This window comes from Photobacterium sp. 2_MG-2023, assembly GCF_030547675.1.
Classification (GTDB): domain Bacteria; phylum Pseudomonadota; class Gammaproteobacteria; order Enterobacterales; family Vibrionaceae; genus Photobacterium; species Photobacterium arenosum.
Genome location: NZ_JAUOQQ010000028.1, coordinates 1 through 18,358 on the forward strand (window position 1 = coordinate 1; position 18,358 = coordinate 18,358).

Genomic DNA, 18,358 nt, shown 5'->3' on the forward strand with positions numbered 1-18,358 from the left:
CGCGTCCGGGAGGATTCGAACCTCCGACCGCCTGGTTCGTAGCCAGGTACTCTATCCAGCTGAGCTACGGACGCGCAATTTGCAAATACCACTTCTTTCAAGCTGTTGAAAGGAATGGCGGTGAAGGAGGGATTCGAACCCTCGATACGGGATAAACCGTATACTCCCTTAGCAGGGGAGCGCCTTCAGCCTCTCGGCCACCTCACCGTCTTGCGGTCGCTCATATTACTGTCAGGCAAAAATAAGTCAAACACTTTATTGAGAAAAAGCGCCTTTCCATCGCTGGCTGAACACTTAATCACCAAACCGCTATCAAAAGCTTCCCGGGGGGTGACTTCGTCATAATTTTCACTGACCTGGCGCGTTGTCTGCGGCCAAAAACAAAAAAGGCCAGCTAATTAGCCGACCTCTTTATAAAACAGGAATTAGTAGTTACCTGAACCCTGTGTTCCGGTATCTTTTTCTGCCTGTATACGCATGTAGATCTCTTCACGGTGAACAGACACTTCTTTCGGCGCATTAACACCGATGCGAACCTGATTTCCCTTTACGCCAAGTACGGTCACGGTTACTTCGTCACCGATCATTAGCGTCTCACCTACGCGACGAGTCAAAATTAGCATTCGATTGCTCCTTGAGTAATCTTACTTGTAATTAGTGTTTATAAAGCTTTTTTACACAAAAAAGCCCATAGAGTTCATGGTCACTGCTCAAGAAACAGCGAGAAGTGGGCGATTATCCAGACTTTAACAATCAACCACAAACATTTTCTGCATCTGGCGTACCACTCAGATCAGACCCAAAAACTGTACTCGACCACTCGCCATTGCATCCTTTGTCAGGTTCAACGACTCAATTGACTGTAATTATAGCACTTTTTGAATGATTGATGTCGACTGTACCACAGTCAACACCAACACTTAAGTCGCCGTTCTGCAATCAAGGCGCTTCGTTACAGACGCTCGGTCAGCCAAGGCGACACACTTTCCAGCGCGGCGGGTAACGCCCCAGCATCTGTACCGCCTGCCTGAGCCATATCAGGACGACCACCGCCTTTGCCGCCAACCTGCTGAGCCACCATATTCACCAGATCGCCAGCTTTCACTTTCGCGATCACATCTTTGGTGACTCCAGCGATCAGGCCAACCTTGCCGTCACTGACGTTACCTAAGACAACAACGCCGCTTCCCAGCTTGTTTTTCAGCTCGTCTACCATACCACGCAGTGCTTTGTTATCTGCACCGTCCAGCTTAGCAATCAAGACCTTAGTACCATTAATTTCTTGCACCTGATTAATCAGATCAGCACTTTCCTGGGCAGCCAGCTTGTCTTTCAGTTGCTGGATTTCTTTCTCCAGTTGCTTACTGTGGGTAACCAAAGCATTCACTTTGATGGCAACAGACGCTGAATCCGATTTCACCAGACTGGCCGTTTCGGCCAACAGACTGTCTTGCTCATGCAGCACCTCGATGGCGCCTTCACCTGTCACAGCTTCGATACGACGGACACCCGCGGCAATTCCCCCTTCCGACACTATCTTGAACAGGCCAATATCACCGGTCTGGCGGGCATGAATACCACCGCACAGCTCAGTCGAGAAGTCACCCATGCTCAGTACGCGCACTTGGTCATCATACTTCTCTCCAAACAGCGCCATCGCCCCTTTGGATTTTGCGGATTCAATGTCCATGACATTGGTTTCAATCACATGGTTCAGGCGGATTTGTTCGTTAACAATGCGTTCAATCTTGCGCAATTGCTCAGGTTTGACTGATTCCAAGTGCGAGAAGTCAAAACGCAGGCTATCAGGTTTCACCAGTGAGCCTTTTTGAGCCACGTGCTCACCCAGCTCCTGACGCAGTGCCGCATGCAGCAGGTGCGTGGCAGAGTGGTTCAGACTGATAGCCGCACGGCGCTTAGCATCAACCTGGGCATTCACACGATCACCCACAGACAAAGATCCTTCGCTCAGGGTGCCCTGATGGCCAATAGCGTCGCCAAACTTCTGCGTGTCTTCAACGGTGAAAACCACACCCTTGGCGGAAAGCAGTCCTGTGTCGCCACACTGACCACCAGATTCAGCATAAAACGGTGTGTGATCCAGAATGATCAGCGCTTTGTCGCCGGCAGCCACAGTGTCCACCGCTTCAGCGTCACGGAAAAGCGCCACAATCTGACCTTCACCCTGAGTGCCGTCGTAGCCGCAAAACTCAGTTTCCGCATCCACTTTCACGCTGTCGTTATAATCAACGCCGAACTGACCGGCTTCACGGGCACGCTGACGCTGAGCTTCCATGGCATTGTTGAAGCCTTCTTCATCAATGCTGAAACCACGCTCACGAGCGACATCGTTGGTCAGATCAGCAGGGAAACCATAGGTATCGTACAGTTTAAAGACAGTTTCACCGTCCAGTACTTTGCCATCCAATGCGTCAATCGCTTCATTCAGGATCGACATACCGCGATCCAGCGTACGACCAAAGTTTTCTTCTTCGATCTTCAACACTTTCTCAACCATAGCCTGTTGCTGTTTCAGCGTCTCACCCGCGCTGCCCATGACCTCAGCCAGAGGACCAACAAGCTTGTGGAAGAAAGCACCGGTTGCACCCAGTTTGTTGCCGTGGCGTACCGCACGACGAATGATACGGCGCAGAACATAACCGCGGCCTTCGTTAGACGGCATCACACCATCCACAATCAGGAAAGCACAGGAACGAATATGGTCAGCAACAACCCGCAGAGACTGGTTAGTCAGATCGTCATAGCCAATCACAGAAGCCGCTTCTTTGATCAGCGCCTGAAAGATATCTATTTCATAGTTTGAGTGAACGCTTTGCATGATGGCCGCCAAACGCTCGATCCCCATCCCCGTGTCCACAGAAGGCTTAGGCAGCGAATCCATCTGGCCGTCGGCCTGGCGGTTAAACTGCATGAAAACGATATTCCAGATCTCAATAAAGCGATCGCCGTCTTCTTCCGGCGAACCCGGAGGACCACCCCAGATATGATCACCGTGATCGTAGAAAATTTCAGTGCAAGGTCCGCACGGGCCGGTGTCGCCCATCTGCCAGAAGTTATCAGACTCGTATGCCTTACCGCCGGTTTTGTCGCCAATTCGGATAATACGATCTTCCGGTAAGCCAATAACCTTGTGCCAGATATTAAAGGCCTCATCATCGGTCTGATACACAGTGACCAGCAAACGCTCTTTCGGCAGTTTCAGCACACCGGTCAGAAATTCCCAGCCATACTGAATTGCTTCTTCTTTGAAATAATCACCAAAGCTGAAATTACCCAGCATTTCAAAGAAGGTATGGTGACGGGCAGTAAAGCCGACATTCTCCAGGTCATTGTGTTTACCACCAGCACGTACACAGCGCTGCGCCGTGGTCGCTCGGGAGTAATTACGCTTTTCCAGACCCAGGAAAGTATCTTTAAACTGGTTCATACCTGCATTTGTAAACAGCAGGGTCGGGTCGTTGGCGGGAACCAGCGACGAACTTTCGACTATCTGGTGGCCTTTGCTTTCAAAAAACGTAAGAAACGCACGGCGAATCTCATCAGTGCTCATGTACATTTGACAATCCTGAATAATGCTGTGTTAATCCCCCTGCCTGCAACTGCGCCCCAGTTGCCTGCTGCCGAACAACAAAGTTCAGCTAACATGCAGGTTTAATCAATCTAAGATAAAAGGTTTACTGGCTATTGTAAAACAACGCGGGTTTGACGGGAAATGTTCTGTTAACACAATGGCAGAATCAGCCTCAGTATTCATCTTCAACCGCTAAGGCATACCGAATCTGGTCGAAATTAAAACCTCTTGATTGCATAAAACGTAACCGGCGTGCTTTTTCTTTCGGTGTGTCCATTTGAGTGTCACCAAACTTGCGCTGTGCCACCGCTCTGGCCTGTTCGAACCAATCCACTTCGGCATCTTCCAGTGCTTGCTTGATACACAAGTCATGCACCCCTTTCATTTTCATTTCCTGTTTGATACGCAACATGCCCCAGCCTTTTGATACCCCGTTACGCACTGCCATGGCCGCGTAACGGGCATCATCCAGCCAGTTGTAATCCTGGCAATAGGCAACAGCATCACTGACCTCCTGCTCGCTGTAGCCGCGCTGCTTGAGCTTCTGTTGTAACTCACGCTGGGCATGGTCACGTCGTGACAGATACCCCACAGCTGCTTCTTTGGCCGAGATTTTGGGCGCTTGCCTTCTCACCTTTACACCTCCCCGATTTACATTACCAAGCAAGATAGATTGCTGATTGATACCGAGCTCTCTGAATACTTCGGTAGCTCAACCGTCAATACAAAACGGGCACTGGCATGGGTGGTTTCACCTCTGCACAGCGCCCGTTAAAGAATAACTGCTTCGGCTATCCAGCCGTGACATCATTCGTCGTGATTAAAAAGCTTCATCCTGAGCATCGACTTTATCTGTCTCTGCACTGGCCAGCTCAGCATCGGCTTCTGAAACAGTGGCAGGGTTCAGCAGCAACTCACGCAGCTTCTTATCAAGCTCTTCAGCAATTTCTGGATGCTCACCAAGGTACTTACAAACATTCGCCTTACCCTGACCAATCTTGTCGCCTTTATAGCTATACCAGGCGCCTGCTTTGTCTACTAGTTTATTCTTCACACCAAGGTCAACCAGCTCGCCTAAACGGTTGAAGCCCTGACCATAAAGTATTTGGGTTTCCGCTTGCTTAAACGGTGCTGCAATCTTGTTCTTGACCACTTTAATGCGGGTTTCGTTACCCACCACTTCATCGCCTTCTTTGATAGCGCCGGTACGGCGGATATCCAGACGAACAGAAGCATAAAATTTCAGTGCGTTACCGCCGGTGGTGGTTTCCGGGTTACCGAACATCACACCGATCTTCATACGGATCTGGTTGATGAAGATACACATACAGTTAGACTGTTTCAGGTTACCCGTCAGCTTACGCATGGCCTGAGACAGCATACGTGCCTGCAAGCCCATGTGCGAATCACCCATTTCGCCTTCAATTTCGGCTTTTGGTGTCAGGGCAGCAACTGAGTCGACCACTATCATGTCTACTGCACCGGAACGGGCCAGTGCATCACAGATTTCCAGCGCCTGCTCGCCGGTATCCGGCTGTGACACCAGCAGCTGATCAATATCCACACCCAGCTTCTTGGCATAAATAGGATCCAGTGCGTGCTCAGCATCAATAAATGCACAGGTTTTACCCTTGCGCTGTGCGGCGGCAATAGTTTCCAGTGTCAGAGTCGTTTTACCTGATGACTCAGGACCATAAATTTCTACGATACGACCCATTGGCAGACCGCCGGCACCCAGTGCAATATCCAGAGACAGTGAACCGGTTGAGATGGTCTCAATGTCCATCGTACGGTTGTCACCCAGCTTCATAATGGAGCCTTTACCGAACTGCTTTTCGATCTGACCCAGGGCAGCGGCAAGAGCCTTCTGTTTGTTGTCGTCCATTCGACTCTCCAACGGATGCTAATTCAATATTCAAATTACTGGTTAGTATACTGTCTATTCATACAGTGTCTAGCACTGTATGGCATTTTTTTCCTGACCAGCTACCGGGCCGGGCAAGAGTGTGATCTTCACTGCAGAGTATTCAGGCGCTCCAGTAAGCCTTGCAATGCGCGCTCGACCGCCTGCGCACGTACCGCCTGCCGGTCTCCGCTAAAATGACAGGTTTCGGCAACAAGCCAGTCTGTGGTATCCGCCCAGGCAAAACAGACAGTGCCGACCGGTTTATCCGGCGTGCCGCCATCAGGCCCGGCAATACCGCTGATAGCCACGCTGATAGAGGCCAGAGAATGTGCCAGCGCACCTTTCGCCATCTCCTGCACCACAGGCTCACTCACCGCGCCGTACTGAGTCAGAGTTTCAGGTTTAACGCCAAGCATCTCCTGCTTAGCTTCATTGCTATAGGTAATAAATGCTCGGTCGAACCAGGCAGAACTGCCCGCAATATCCGTGATAGCAGCAGAGACACCGCCACCGGTACAGGATTCTGCGGTAGTGGCGAGCCATTGTTGGATTTTCAGTGCCTGACCAAGCTGCGCTGACAAAGATGTCGTCACCATCGGCTTTCCTCCGTACACAGTCAATGCCGACACCTTACTAGGATGGTATGGGCGCTTCAAGCATTAGTCGCGACATGAAATTGCGCTTCCCCCCTTTGCCACTATTACGCTTTCACGTATCCTAGACAGCCTGATTTTTCTCGGTTTGATGCGGGCAACAGCGTGACAATAAAAGGTTTAGAAACACACACCCCCATGATGCAGCAATATTTGAGGCTTAAAGCTGAAAACCCTGATGTGCTGATGTTTTACCGCATGGGGGATTTCTATGAACTCTTCTTTGATGATGCCAAGCAAGCTTCTCAACTGCTGGATATTTCGCTCACCAAGCGAGGTTCAAGCAACGGTCAGCCCATTCCTATGGCTGGCGTGCCTTATCATGCCGTTGAAGGTTATCTCGCCAAGCTGGTTCAGTTAGGTGTTTCCGTCGCGATATGCGAGCAGATTGGCGATCCTGCCACCAGCAAAGGACCGGTTGAACGCCAGGTTGTGCGTATTGTCACACCCGGTACCGTCAGCGATGAAGCGCTGCTTCAGGAGAGACGCGATAACCTGATTGCGGCGATTTTCTGTCAGAATGGCCGCTTCGGCTATGCAACATTGGATATCACCTCCGGCCGTTTCATGCTGATTGAGCCCGATACCGAAGAAGCCATGCAGGCCGAGTTGCAGCGTACCAGTCCGGTCGAGCTGCTGTATCCGGAAGATTTTCCTTTACCTGGCCTTTTCAGCCATATGAAAGGGGCACGCCGACGCCCGGTGTGGGAGTTTGATCTGGACACTGCTCGCCAGCAGCTGACGCTGCAATTCGGCACCCGGGATCTGGTGGGGTTTGGCGTTGAAAACGATGAGTTCGGCCTGTGTGCGGCCGGCTGCCTGCTGCAATATGTGAAAGATACTCAGCGCACCGCGCTACCTCACATTCGTGCCATCACCCGGGATACCCAGGAGCAATCGGTGATCCTGGACGCCGCTACCCGACGTAATCTGGAACTGACCCAGAACCTGGCCGGCGGGACAGAGAATACACTGGCTTCCGTGCTGGATCATACTGCCACTCCCATGGGCAGCCGTCTGCTCAAACGCTGGCTGCATCAGCCCGTCAGAAACCGTCAGCAGCTGAATCTGCGCCTGGATGCCATCGGCAACCTGAAAGACAGCGGCATGTTCGCCGAGCTGGCCGGCGTGCTGCGTCACATGGGCGATCTGGAAAGGATTCTGGCCCGACTGGCATTGCGCTCGGCCCGGCCACGGGATCTTGCCCGCATGCGTACGGCACTGCAGCACCTGCCCGCACTGGCTGAGCTGCTGGCCGAGTTAAACAGCGAATCACTGCGCCAGCTGGCTGAACAAAGCCAGCCAATGGACGAGATTTGCAGCCTGCTGGAACACGCTATCATTGAAAACCCGCCTGTCATTATCCGTGACGGGGGCGTGCTGGCACCTGGCTACAATGCCGAACTGGACGAATGGCGTGATCTGGCCGATGGTGCCACCAAATTTCTGGCTGAACTGGAAGAGCGCGAGCGTGAGCGCCATGACATCGACAGCCTGAAAGTCGGTTTTAATCAGGTGCATGGCTTTTATATTCAGATCAGTCGCGGTCAGAGCCACAAAGTACCGAGCCATTATGTTCGCCGTCAGACGCTGAAAAATGCAGAACGATACATTATCCCTGAGCTGAAAGAGCACGAAGATAAAGTGCTTAACTCCAAGTCCAAAGCGCTGGCACTGGAAAAACAACTCTGGGAAGCTCTTTTTGACAGCCTGTTGCCGCATCTGGCTCAGTTGCAGCAGACTGCAGCCGCGCTGTCGGAACTGGATGTACTGGCCAATCTGGCTGAGCGTGCAGATACCCTGAATTACTGCCGCCCGGCACTGAGCGATAAACCCGGCCTGGATATCAATGCCGGCCGGCACCCGGTGGTCGAGCAGGTGCTGGATGCGCCTTTCATTGCTAACCCGATCTCGTTACACCAAGATCGCCGCATGCTGATCATCACAGGTCCGAACATGGGCGGTAAATCCACCTATATGCGTCAGACTGCGCTGATCGCTCTGATGGCACATGTTGGTTCTTACGTACCGGCAGATTCCGCCACTATTGGGCCTTTGGATCGCATTTTCACCCGGATCGGTGCCTCTGACGATCTGGCCTCAGGCCGATCCACCTTCATGGTGGAAATGACGGAAACCGCCAATATTCTTCATAACGCCACGGAAAACAGCCTGGTACTGATGGATGAAATCGGCCGTGGCACCAGCACCTATGACGGACTTTCTCTCGCTTGGGCCAGTGCCGAATGGCTGGCTGAAAAAATCGCAGCCATGACGCTGTTTGCCACCCACTATTTCGAACTGACAGAATTACCGTCACTGATACCCGGGCTGGCCAATGTTCATCTGGATGCCATTGAGCACGGTGATGAAATTGCCTTTATGCACGCCGTGCAGGAAGGAGCTGCCAGCAAGTCTTTCGGACTGGCGGTTGCCAGCCTGGCGGGTGTCCCTAAATCAGTGATTAAGCGAGCCAAGCAGAAGCTGCAGCAACTGGAGACCACGGGCCACCAGCACGCCATGGACCAGCCACAGGCGCAGCGCGCAGACAACCAGCAACTCTCGCTGATCCCTGAGCCCAGCGAAGTAGAAGAAGCGCTGGCGCGCCTGAATCCGGATGAGCTGACACCACGGCAAGCCCTGGATGAGCTGTACCGTTTAAAAGCGTTGCTGTAACGGGTTACAGGTAACGGATCAGGCACGATCAAGAAAGGACGCCGAAGCGTCCTTTCTTTTACCTTTTTATCTTGTTTCTTATTTCTTATTTCTTGTTTGTGCTTGTTGCTTCTTTCGTTGTGTCAGCATGCACTTAAGAAGTGCACTTGCCTCAAATTTCCTGGTTGAACAGGGATTCAATATTCAGGCCCTGATGTGTCAGCATGTCACGCAGGCGGCGCAGGCCTTCGACCTGGATCTGACGCACACGCTCTCGGGTCAGACCAATCTCACGGCCGACATCTTCAAGGGTGGAGGCTTCATAGCCCAGCAGACCAAAACGTCGGGCCAGCACTTCACGCTGTTTAGGGTTCAGTTCCTGCAGCCAAGTGACAATAGAGGTTTTCATATCGTCATCTTGCGTGGAGGTTTCCGGGCCGCCACAACGTTCATCCGGAATGATATCCAGCAGGGCTTTTTCGGTATCACCGCCAATTGGGTTATCGACCGAGCCGACACGCTCATTCAGACGCAGCATGCGGTTCACATCATCCACCGACTTATCCAGCTGCAGGGCAATATCTTCCGCTGTGGGTTCATGATCCAGCTTCTGAGCCAGCTCACGAGCCGTACGCAGATAGACATTCAGCTCTTTCACCACATGAATTGGTAAGCGGATGGTCCGGGTCTGGTTCATGATAGCCCGTTCAATGGTCTGACGGATCCACCAGGTTGCATAGGTAGAGAAACGGAAACCGCGCTCAGGGTCGAATTTTTCCACTGCGCGAATCAGGCCCAGGTTGCCCTCTTCAACAAGATCCAGCAGGGCAAGACCACGGTTACTGTAACGACGGGAGATCTTCACCACTAAACGCAGGTTACTTTCGATCATGCGCTTACGGGCGACTTCATCACCCCGCAGCGCGCGGCGGGCATAGAGAACTTCTTCTTCGGCGGTTAAAAGTGGGGAAAAGCCGATTTCACCGAGATAAAGCTGAGTGGCATCCAGTGCTTTCTGAGTGACACTGTAGGACGAGATATCCAAATCTTCGTCGGCGTCATCAACCTCTGAGTCTGCTTTTGCTGAAACATCGGCTTCCTGTTCTTCAACATCGAGCTCCATCTCATCTTCAAACTCTTCATAGTTTTCGATATCAGTAGCTGCATTACTTCTGCTCATAGCGCCTCCCAGATAGCGTTTTGCAAATCCGGTTCACCACGCCCGAGCAGTCTGTCAGTTTGGCAGGTACTTGAGCGGATTCACTGACTTGCCTTTATAACGGATCTCAAAGTGCAGTCGGACATTGTTCGTTCCCGAGCTGCCCATCAAAGCAATTTTTTGCCCTGCGGTTACCGTATCTTGCTCTCTGACGAGTACTCTGTCGTTATGTGCATATGCACTTAAGTAGTCGTCATTGTGCTTTATAATGACAAGGTTGCCATAGCCCCGTAATGCATTGCCGGCATACACCACTTTCCCTGCAGCTGTTGCGTTGACGTCCTGGCCTCTCTGGCCTGCAATATCAATGCCTTTGTTACCATTATCACTGCTGGAAAAGCGGGAAACGACTCTTCCCTTCGCCGGCCATACCCAGGTATCAACCTTGTCAGCGACAGGTGCAGGCGACTTGCCTGCCTTGTCACTTGTGCCAACCTTACTTGTAACAACTTTGTTACTTTTTGAGTCTTGAGAGTACTCTTTTGTGGGAGCGCGATCAACATCTTTATTGACGCTTTTTTGCACGGTTTTTGCAGGTATTGTAGCCGGATTAGCTTTAGTCTGAGGCGGTGTTTTAGCCGGTTTACTCGGGGGTGTTGATTTTACTGGTGGTTTAGCAACCGCCACAGCAGTTGTAGCTGCCGCCGTACCTGAAGCGGCGGCAGCTGTCGCAACTGGACCGACCACAACTACAGGTTGGTAAGACACAGCTTCCCGCTTGGGTGACACTGGCGGTTTTTTATTGATAGATGGCGCAGGCTTAGCTGCCACTTTCTGGCCAAACTGAGGGGCTACGTATTTGGACTTCCACAGAAACAATTTCTGGCCGGGATATATCGTATAAGGGGGCGTCAGCTGATTAAGTGCAATCAAGTCGTTGACATCACGACCTGAAAGGTAAGAGATAAAATAAAGGGTGTCACCTTTTTGCACTTCATAGTAACTGCCCCGGTAGCTACCAGGCCGGGTGTTATCATAGTTCGCGCCATCAGGCGGATAAGTGGCACAGGCCGACAGCAACAAACAGGCTGCCAGTACCATCGGGAGTTTGTGCTTTTTTCCGCTAAAACCTTTCATGCGCTACGCCAGCTCCCCTGCCACCAGAGGCACAAATCGGACCGGCGCAATTTCATCTGTCACATAGTGACCATCCAGTAAGCGGATGCGTTTCAGCATCTGGTGCTGCTCACCGACAGGGATCACCAGGCGCCCCCCTTCAGACAGCTGCTCGAGCAACGCCGGCGGGACGACCTCCGCGGCAGCGGTCACTATGATGGCATCGAATGGCCCTTTACTTGACCATCCCTGCCAGCCATCACCATGCTTGGTCGAGATATTATGTAAGTCCAGCTGTTTGAAACGGCGCTTGGCCTGCCACTGCAAAGCCTTAATGCGTTCAACCGAGTAAACATGCTCCACCATACGAGACAGAATCGCGGTCTGATAGCCAGAGCCGGTACCAATCTCCAGCACTCGGGTGCCGGGTTGCAAGGCAAGCAACTCTGTCATTCTGGCCACAATATAAGGCTGTGAAATGGTCTGCCCACGCCCGATGGGCAGGGCATTATTCTCGTAAGCCTTGTGCGACAAGGCTTCATCAATAAAATGCTCACGGGGAACCGTATCCATTACCCGCAATACCCTACGGTCTGCTATCCCCTGCTGAGACAAATATTCCATCAGGCTATGGCGTTGTTCCGCATAGCGCATTATCAGTTGCTCTCCACTTGTTTCATCCACTGTGCCAAGTCGTCCAGCGCATCGTGTGCTGTCAGATCAACCTGAAGCGGTGTAATTGATACTTGCTTGTGTTCTATCGCATAAAAGTCTGTACCTGGCCCGGCATCCTGGCAACTCCCGGGGGGACCAAGCCAGTATATCGTTTTGCCGCGGGGATCAACGTCCCTGACCATTTTTTCCGCACGGTGACGGGCACCCAGGCGCGTCACCTGCCATTCGCCCAGTTCAGACAAAGGCACATCCGGCACATTGATATTGAGAATTTTATTTCTCGGCAGAGGCTGGGCCATCAAACGCCCCACCACTTCTTTGACAACCTGAGCGGCCGTAGCAAAATGTTCACGACCGACTAAAGACACAGCAATGGCCGGTACGCCGAGAAAATGCCCTTCCGTCGCGGCAGCCACTGTGCCTGAATACAACACATCATCACCCAGGTTGGCGCCGTGATTAATCCCGGCCACCACAATATCCGGTTTATCGGTCAGCCACTCGTTCAGCGCGAAGTGTACACAGTCTGTTGGTGTCCCTTCCACCGACATACGCCTGATACCTTCTTCACGAACACGCAAAGGAGTTTCCAGTGTCAGTGAATTAGAGGCGCCGCTGCGATTACGATCCGGCGCCACCACATACACCTCACCCAGCTCTTTGAGGGTATCGGCCAGTGTATTGATTCCTTCAGCAAAGATGCCGTCATCATTACTGATCAAAATTCGCATATCTGCCATCCTTCTGCTCAGGCTCATCAATCAGTTCTCTTAATACTGCCGTGGCGAAACATCCCGCAGGCAAGGAGAACTGCACTTCCAGCTGATCAGCATGCAGTTGCCAGTGCATGTCCGCCGGACGCAGCATCAGGGGACGACGTTCGTGTCGCATCCTGTTATCGCGGATCAGTTTCAGCAGCAATGGCTCCTGCTCAATCACCGCCATTTCAAAAGCCGCCACCTCACCCTGGCTGGGCAGCGCATTGTCGCCGGTCACAGGCGCAGTAATCAGCCATTCACCCGCCGCCACCTGTGCCTGCCATTCAGGCGTGATTTGCTCAACCAGCTGCCAGTCTTCTCTGCCCTGCTGCTGAACACAGTCGCCCGCTAACAAGGTACCTGCCTTGCCGTCGGCAATACGCTGGGACAACACCAGATTAAACAACCAGGAGCGGGCAGCTGACAGGTAGAAGCTGCGCTTACTCTTGTCGCGGACACGAAATTCATCGTTCCCCCAGGCTCTGGCTTTGACCACGTTATTACCGTCATGGCCAAAACGTTGCGCACCAAAGTAATTCGGCACGCCCTGCTGTTGAATCTTCTTCAGCCGCGCGTCGAGATCCTGAGGGTTATCCAGCTCGCTCAGACGCAACTCAAAATGGTTGCCGGCCAGATCGCCGGGACGCAGTTTTTTGTCGTGACGATCGGTCGCCAGCACTTCGACGCCTGGATGCTCGGCGACAAATGACGTCAAATCCGGGTCTGGTTTACCCGGCAGATGCACACTCAGCCACTGCTCGGTCACAGCGTGCCTGTCTTTCAGGCCAGCCCAGCTGACATCGCGGGATTTCACTCCGCACGCTTTCGCCAGCTCGTTGACAACATATTTGGTGTTCTCGCCGGTTTTACGGATCTTCACCATGAAATGCTCACCACTGCCGGTGAAGTCAAAACCCAGTTGCTCTTTGACGATAAAATCTTCCGGGCGAACTTTGCTTCGTCCCTGGCAGACAGGCTTACCATTCAGCCAGTTCAGGCTGTCCATATCAATTGTCATATTCTTTCCGTTATACAGGAAGGGGCGGCGTCAGAGCGAGCGCAGCAAAACGACCGCTTCGCAGGCTATGCCTTCTTTGCGGCCCGTAAAACCCAAACGTTCAGTCGTTGTGGCCTTTACATTAATATTATCGACCGTGGTGTCGAGATCGTCGGCAATGGTTTGGCACATTTGTTCAATATAAGGCGCCATTTTCGGTGCCTGCGCAATAATTGTGACATCCAGATTGCCCAGGCGGTAGCCTTTCGCTTTAACCTTGGCGTACACATCACGCAGCAGCACGCGGCTGTCTGCCCCCGCCCACTCCGCATCGGTATCAGGGAAATGACGGCCGATATCGCCGGCACCTATCGCGCCCAGCAGCGCATCACACACAGCATGCAGAGCGACATCACCATCGGAGTGAGCAATCAGACCCTGTTCATAAGGCACTGCAACCCCGCCGATGATCACCGGGCCATCACCGCCAAACTTGTGTACGTCAAAACCGTGTCCAATTCGCATTATGCCTGCTCCTTTTGTCGTTGCTGCAGGTAAAATTCAGCCAGTGCCAGATCTTCAGGCTGAGTGACTTTCAGGTTATCAGCCCGACCGGGCACCAGCCGCGGCGAAAAGCCGCAATATTCCAGCGCCGATGCTTCATCAGTGAGCACAGCCCCTTCCGCCAGCGATTTGACCATGGCATCTCTGAGCTGTCTGACCCGAAACATCTGGGGGGTCAATGCATGCCAAAGGTCGGTGCGATCCACTGTTGCCGCAATAGTTTGCCGGCCGTTACCACGTTTCATGGTATCGCGCACCGGTGCGGCCAGAATGGCGCCAAAGGCATGCTGCTGTGCCTGTTCAATCAGACGGGACAAATCATCCTGATGCAGGCAGGGACGGGCAGCATCGTGCACCAGTACCCAATCATTATCCGCCAGTGTGGCCAGGCCGGAAAACACTGAATCGGCACGTTCACTACCGCCTGATACCACGACGACATCCGGACGACGGGCCAGAGACAAATGATTAAAATAAGGATCGCCGTCACTGATCGCAATCACTACCCGGCTAATAGCGGGGTGTTGTAACAAGCTGTCCACCGTATGTTCCAGTATCGTTTTGCCTGCGATAACCAGATACTGCTTCGGCCTGTCGGCCTGCATACGACTGCCGACACCTGCAGCAGGCACTACCGCCGTTAAGGTTTGAGTCATGATGGGTTTACTGCCAAGTTAACGCTGAGTGGCCATCCTAGAGGGAATGGTCACCGACTATGCGGAAAAAAGTTTCTCCGGGCTTGATCATACCCAGCTCATGCCGTGCACGCTCTTCTACCGCTTCCAGGCCCTGATGCAAATCATTGATTTCTGCATACATCTGCTGGTTACGCTGAACCAGTTCGGCATTCGCTTTTTGCTGTAGCGCCACATTGTTTTTAAGCGCCATATAATCAGACATGCCATTCTTGCCGGACCAGAATTCGTACTGCAGCCAGGATAATACCAGCAGTAACACTGCACTGAATACACGCATGCAAGCCTCATTCTTGGGTGATTAACACAAGTCGACAGGCTATCTAATCAGCCTCTAAGCCGGTAATAATCCCATAAAGCGCCGTATGTGACCAGTTCCGGACCCGCCATTCGGACAGAAAAAAGCCGCTCTGTTGAGCGGCTTATCATCCGGGGTCACTCAAAGTGACAAAAGTGAAGCTTCAGACTTATGCCTGACCTTTCACTTCTTTCAGACCGTTATACGGTGCTTTCTCGCCCAGCGCTTCCTCGATACGGATCAGCTGGTTGTACTTAGCAACACGGTCAGAACGGCTCATAGAACCTGTCTTGATTTGACCTGCGGCAGTACCAACGGCCAGATCAGCAATCGTTGCATCTTCAGTTTCACCGGAACGGTGAGAGATAACGGCGGTGTAACCGGCATCTTTAGCCATCTTGATAGCAGCCAGCGTTTCAGTCAGAGAACCGATCTGGTTGAACTTGATCAGGATAGAGTTAGCGATACCTTTGTCGATACCTTCTTTCAGGATCTTGGTGTTAGTCACGAACAGGTCGTCACCCACCAGTTGCAGTTTATCGCCCAGCAGTTCTGTCTGGTGCTTGAAGCCATCCCAGTCAGACTCGTCCAGACCGTCTTCGATAGACACGATTGGGTACTGGTTCGCCAGATCCTGCAGGTAGAAGTTAAACTCTTCAGACGTGAAGATTTTGCCTTCGCCTTTCATGTTGTAGTTGCCTGCTTCTTTGTCGTAAAACTCAGAAGCCGCACAGTCCATCGCCAGCGTGACGTCTTTACCCAGTACATAGCCAGCCGCTTCAACAGCTTCTTTGATAGCAGCCAGTGCCGCAGCGTTAGATTCCAGGTTTGGTGCGAAACCACCTTCATCACCAACAGCTGTGCTCAGACCTTTGGCTTTCAGTACTTTTGCCAGGTTATGGAACACTTCAGCACCGATACGCAGACCTTCTTTCAGTGTTTTAGCACCTACTGGCTGGATCATGAATTCCTGGATGTCTACGTTGTTGTCAGCATGCTCACCACCGTTGATGATGTTCATCATTGGCAGAGGCATAGAGAACTTGCCCGGAGTGCCGTTCAGTTCAGCAATGTGCTCGTACAGAGGCATGCCTTTTGCTGCCGCGGCTGCTTTTGCGTTCGCCAGAGAGACAGCCAGGATAGCGTTAGCACCAAACTTAGATTTGTTTTCAGTACCGTCCAGGTCGATCATGATTTGGTCGATGTCCGCTTGGCTTTTCGCGTCTTTACCAACCAGCGCCTGAGCAATAGGACCGTTAACCGCTTCAACGGCTTTCAGTACACCTTTGCCAAGGAAACGAGATTTGTCGCCGTCACGCAGCTCCAGAGCTTCGCGGGAACCCGTTGATGCACCAGATGGTGCCGCAGCCATACCAACAAAACCACCTTCCAGGTGGACTTCAGCTTCCACTGTCGGGTTACCGCGTGAGTCGATGATTTCACGACCCAAAACTTTAACGATCTTAGACATAGTGTTTCCTCTTGCTTTATTTTGATTTAAAAAAGCGAAAAAAAAGCTGCCGCACTCCATGTGCAACAGCTGTTTGTAACTGATTACTCTTCGAACTCACCACGCTGGTGCTGACCAGCCGCTTTGACGAATCCTTCAAACAAAGGATGGCCATCGCGAGGTGTTGAGGTGAACTCAGGGTGGAACTGAGCCGCCACAAACCAAGGGTGATTCGGCACTTCGATAATCTCTACCAACTTCTTGTCAGCAGACAGGCCGGAGATTTTCAGGCCCGCTTCTTTCAGCTGAGGCAGCAGGTTGTTGTTCACTTCGTAACGGTGACGGTGGCGCTCGTGAATTGTTGCACTGCCGTACATTTCACGGGCTTTGCTGCTCTCTTCCAGATGGCACAGCTGAGAGCCCAGGCGCATAGTGCCGCCCAGATCCGACTCTTCTGTGCGCTCTTCAACGTTACCTTCGCTGTCGACCCATTCAGTGATCAGGCCCACCACAGGATACGGTGATTTGGCATCAAATTCCGTTGAGTGTGCACCGCTCAGACCTGCCACGTTCCGCGCAAATTCGATCAGTGCGACTTGCATGCCCAGACAGATGCCCAGATATGGAATTTTGTTTTCACGCGCATATTGCGCTGTCATGATCTTGCCTTCAACACCACGACCACCGAAACCGCCCGGTACCAGAATCGCATCCAGACCTGCAAGCATTTCTACGCCTTTGGATTCAACATCCTGTGAATCTACGTACTTGATGGTCACAGACAAGCGGTTTTTCAGGCCAGCGTGCTTCAGTGCTTCGTTGACTGACTTATATGCATCCGGCAGTTCGGTGTATTTACCGACCATACCGATAGTGACTTCACCGGTAGGATTGGCATCTTCATAGATAACGCGCTCCCACTCGCTCAGATCGGCTTCCGGGGCGGTAATACCAAAGCGCTGACAAACCAGTTCATCCAGACCCTGCGACTTGATCAGCTGAGGGATCTTGTAGATGGAGTCAACGTCTTTCATTGAGATAACAGCTTTTTCCGGCACGTTACAGAACAAGGCAATCTTGGCTCGCTCATTGGCCGGAATCATACGGTCAGAACGGCAGATCAGCACATCCGGCTGAATACCGATAGACAGCAGTTCTTTGACTGAGTGCTGAGTAGGCTTGGTTTTCACTTCGCCGGCCGCGGCCAGGTAAGGCACCAGAGTCAGGTGCATAAACATTGCACGCTCACGGCCCAGCTGCACGCCCAGTTGGCGAATTGCTTCCATAAATGGCAGGGACTCGATATCACCGACCGTACCGCCCACTTCAACGATAGCAACGTCGTGGCCTTCTGCACCGGCAATCACACGCTCTTTGATAGCGTTAGTAATATGAGGGATGACCTGAATGGTCGCACCCAGATAGTCACCGCGACGCTCTTTACGCAGCACGTCTTCATAGACACGGCCAGCAGTAAAGTTGTTGCGCTTGGTCATCTTGGTACGGATAAAACGCTCATAGTGACCAAGGTCAAGGTCGGTCTCTGCACCGTCTTCCGTAACGAATACTTCACCGTGTTGAATCGGGCTCATGGTGCCTGGATCAACGTTAATGTAAGGGTCTAGCTTCATCATGGTCACTTTCAGACCACGGGCCTCTAAGATGGCCGCCAGTGAGGCTGCAGCAATACCTTTACCTAGGGAGGATACAACACCGCCCGTCACAAAAATGTAATTCGTTGTCATGTTTAACCTGGAAGATTGGTGTAGAGGATAAAAAGTATCTGGACGGGAAATTAGTATACCAGACACATTTTATTGCCACAACGTGAAAACTATCA

General features: G+C 52.2%; 16 protein-coding genes and 2 tRNA genes. 1 reads left to right on the top strand and 17 read right to left on the bottom strand.

Annotated elements, in window-relative coordinates:
- The 7 genes from Q4491_RS18420 to pncC form a co-directional block, all read right to left on the bottom strand.
- A tRNA-Arg gene (locus Q4491_RS18420) sits at positions 1–74 on the bottom strand.
- A 41-nt stretch (positions 75–115) separates the two neighbouring features.
- Positions 116–207 (bottom strand) — tRNA-Ser (locus Q4491_RS18425).
- 218 nt (positions 208–425) lie between these two features.
- The gene (gene csrA / locus Q4491_RS18430; RefSeq protein WP_027253546.1) at positions 426–623 is read right to left on the bottom strand and encodes a carbon storage regulator CsrA; all 198 of its coding nucleotides are present in this window, start codon (positions 621–623) and stop codon (positions 426–428) included.
- Between the two features lie 329 nt (positions 624–952).
- On the bottom strand, positions 953–3,577 hold the full coding sequence (alaS, locus tag Q4491_RS18435; protein WP_303459736.1) for an alanine--tRNA ligase: 2,625 nt from the start codon (positions 3,575–3,577) through the stop codon (positions 953–955).
- A 187-nt stretch (positions 3,578–3,764) separates the two neighbouring features.
- Positions 3,765–4,226: a recombination regulator RecX gene (gene recX / locus Q4491_RS18440; RefSeq protein ID WP_192015710.1), complete on the bottom strand. Its 462-nt coding sequence runs from the start codon at positions 4,224–4,226 to the stop codon at positions 3,765–3,767.
- Between the two features lie 186 nt (positions 4,227–4,412).
- Complete coding sequence (gene recA, locus Q4491_RS18445; protein ID WP_192015711.1) at positions 4,413–5,477, bottom strand: recombinase RecA; 1,065 nt, start codon at positions 5,475–5,477, stop codon at positions 4,413–4,415.
- 128 nt (positions 5,478–5,605) lie between these two features.
- Positions 5,606–6,094 carry a nicotinamide-nucleotide amidase gene (pncC, locus tag Q4491_RS18450; protein WP_303459740.1) on the bottom strand — a complete coding sequence of 163 codons (489 nt, stop codon included), beginning with the start codon at positions 6,092–6,094 and terminating at the stop codon, positions 5,606–5,608.
- Between the two features lie 162 nt (positions 6,095–6,256).
- Here pncC and mutS point away from each other — a divergent pair, with 162 nt between their 5' ends.
- Entirely contained in the window at positions 6,257–8,827 is a 2,571-nt protein-coding gene (gene mutS, locus Q4491_RS18455; protein WP_192015713.1) for a DNA mismatch repair protein MutS, read from the top strand.
- Between the two features lie 151 nt (positions 8,828–8,978).
- Here the strand turns inward: mutS and rpoS are convergent, their stop codons facing one another.
- From rpoS to Q4491_RS18505, 10 genes are all read right to left on the bottom strand, one after another.
- Positions 8,979–9,986, bottom strand: coding sequence for an RNA polymerase sigma factor RpoS (gene rpoS, locus Q4491_RS18460; protein WP_192015714.1), 1,008 nt, complete (start codon positions 9,984–9,986; stop codon positions 8,979–8,981).
- Between the two features lie 54 nt (positions 9,987–10,040).
- Positions 10,041–11,102: a peptidoglycan DD-metalloendopeptidase family protein gene (locus Q4491_RS18465; protein WP_303459745.1), complete on the bottom strand. Its 1,062-nt coding sequence runs from the start codon at positions 11,100–11,102 to the stop codon at positions 10,041–10,043.
- A gap of 3 nt (positions 11,103–11,105) precedes the next feature.
- The gene (locus tag Q4491_RS18470) at positions 11,106–11,735 is read right to left on the bottom strand and encodes a protein-L-isoaspartate(D-aspartate) O-methyltransferase (RefSeq protein WP_192015716.1); all 630 of its coding nucleotides are present in this window, start codon (positions 11,733–11,735) and stop codon (positions 11,106–11,108) included.
- A 2-nt stretch (positions 11,736–11,737) separates the two neighbouring features.
- Positions 11,738–12,487: a 5'/3'-nucleotidase SurE gene (surE, locus tag Q4491_RS18475; RefSeq protein WP_192015717.1), complete on the bottom strand. Its 750-nt coding sequence runs from the start codon at positions 12,485–12,487 to the stop codon at positions 11,738–11,740.
- Positions 12,468–13,532: a tRNA pseudouridine(13) synthase TruD gene (gene truD / locus Q4491_RS18480; protein WP_192015718.1), complete on the bottom strand. Its 1,065-nt coding sequence runs from the start codon at positions 13,530–13,532 to the stop codon at positions 12,468–12,470. The genes surE and truD overlap by 20 nt, the downstream gene beginning before the upstream one ends.
- A gap of 30 nt (positions 13,533–13,562) precedes the next feature.
- Positions 13,563–14,036 carry a 2-C-methyl-D-erythritol 2,4-cyclodiphosphate synthase gene (ispF, locus tag Q4491_RS18485; RefSeq protein WP_192015719.1) on the bottom strand — a complete coding sequence of 158 codons (474 nt, stop codon included), beginning with the start codon at positions 14,034–14,036 and terminating at the stop codon, positions 13,563–13,565.
- On the bottom strand, positions 14,036–14,731 hold the full coding sequence (ispD, locus tag Q4491_RS18490; RefSeq protein WP_192015720.1) for a 2-C-methyl-D-erythritol 4-phosphate cytidylyltransferase: 696 nt from the start codon (positions 14,729–14,731) through the stop codon (positions 14,036–14,038). The genes ispF and ispD overlap by 1 nt, the downstream gene beginning before the upstream one ends.
- A 37-nt stretch (positions 14,732–14,768) precedes the next feature.
- Entirely contained in the window at positions 14,769–15,050 is a 282-nt protein-coding gene (ftsB, locus tag Q4491_RS18495) for a cell division protein FtsB (protein WP_192015721.1), read from the bottom strand.
- A gap of 187 nt (positions 15,051–15,237) precedes the next feature.
- Positions 15,238–16,539 carry a phosphopyruvate hydratase gene (gene eno, locus Q4491_RS18500; RefSeq protein ID WP_192015722.1) on the bottom strand — a complete coding sequence of 434 codons (1,302 nt, stop codon included), beginning with the start codon at positions 16,537–16,539 and terminating at the stop codon, positions 15,238–15,240.
- Between the two features lie 83 nt (positions 16,540–16,622).
- Positions 16,623–18,263 carry a CTP synthase gene (locus Q4491_RS18505; RefSeq protein ID WP_192015723.1) on the bottom strand — a complete coding sequence of 547 codons (1,641 nt, stop codon included), beginning with the start codon at positions 18,261–18,263 and terminating at the stop codon, positions 16,623–16,625.
- Between the last annotated feature and the right edge of the window lie 95 nt (positions 18,264–18,358).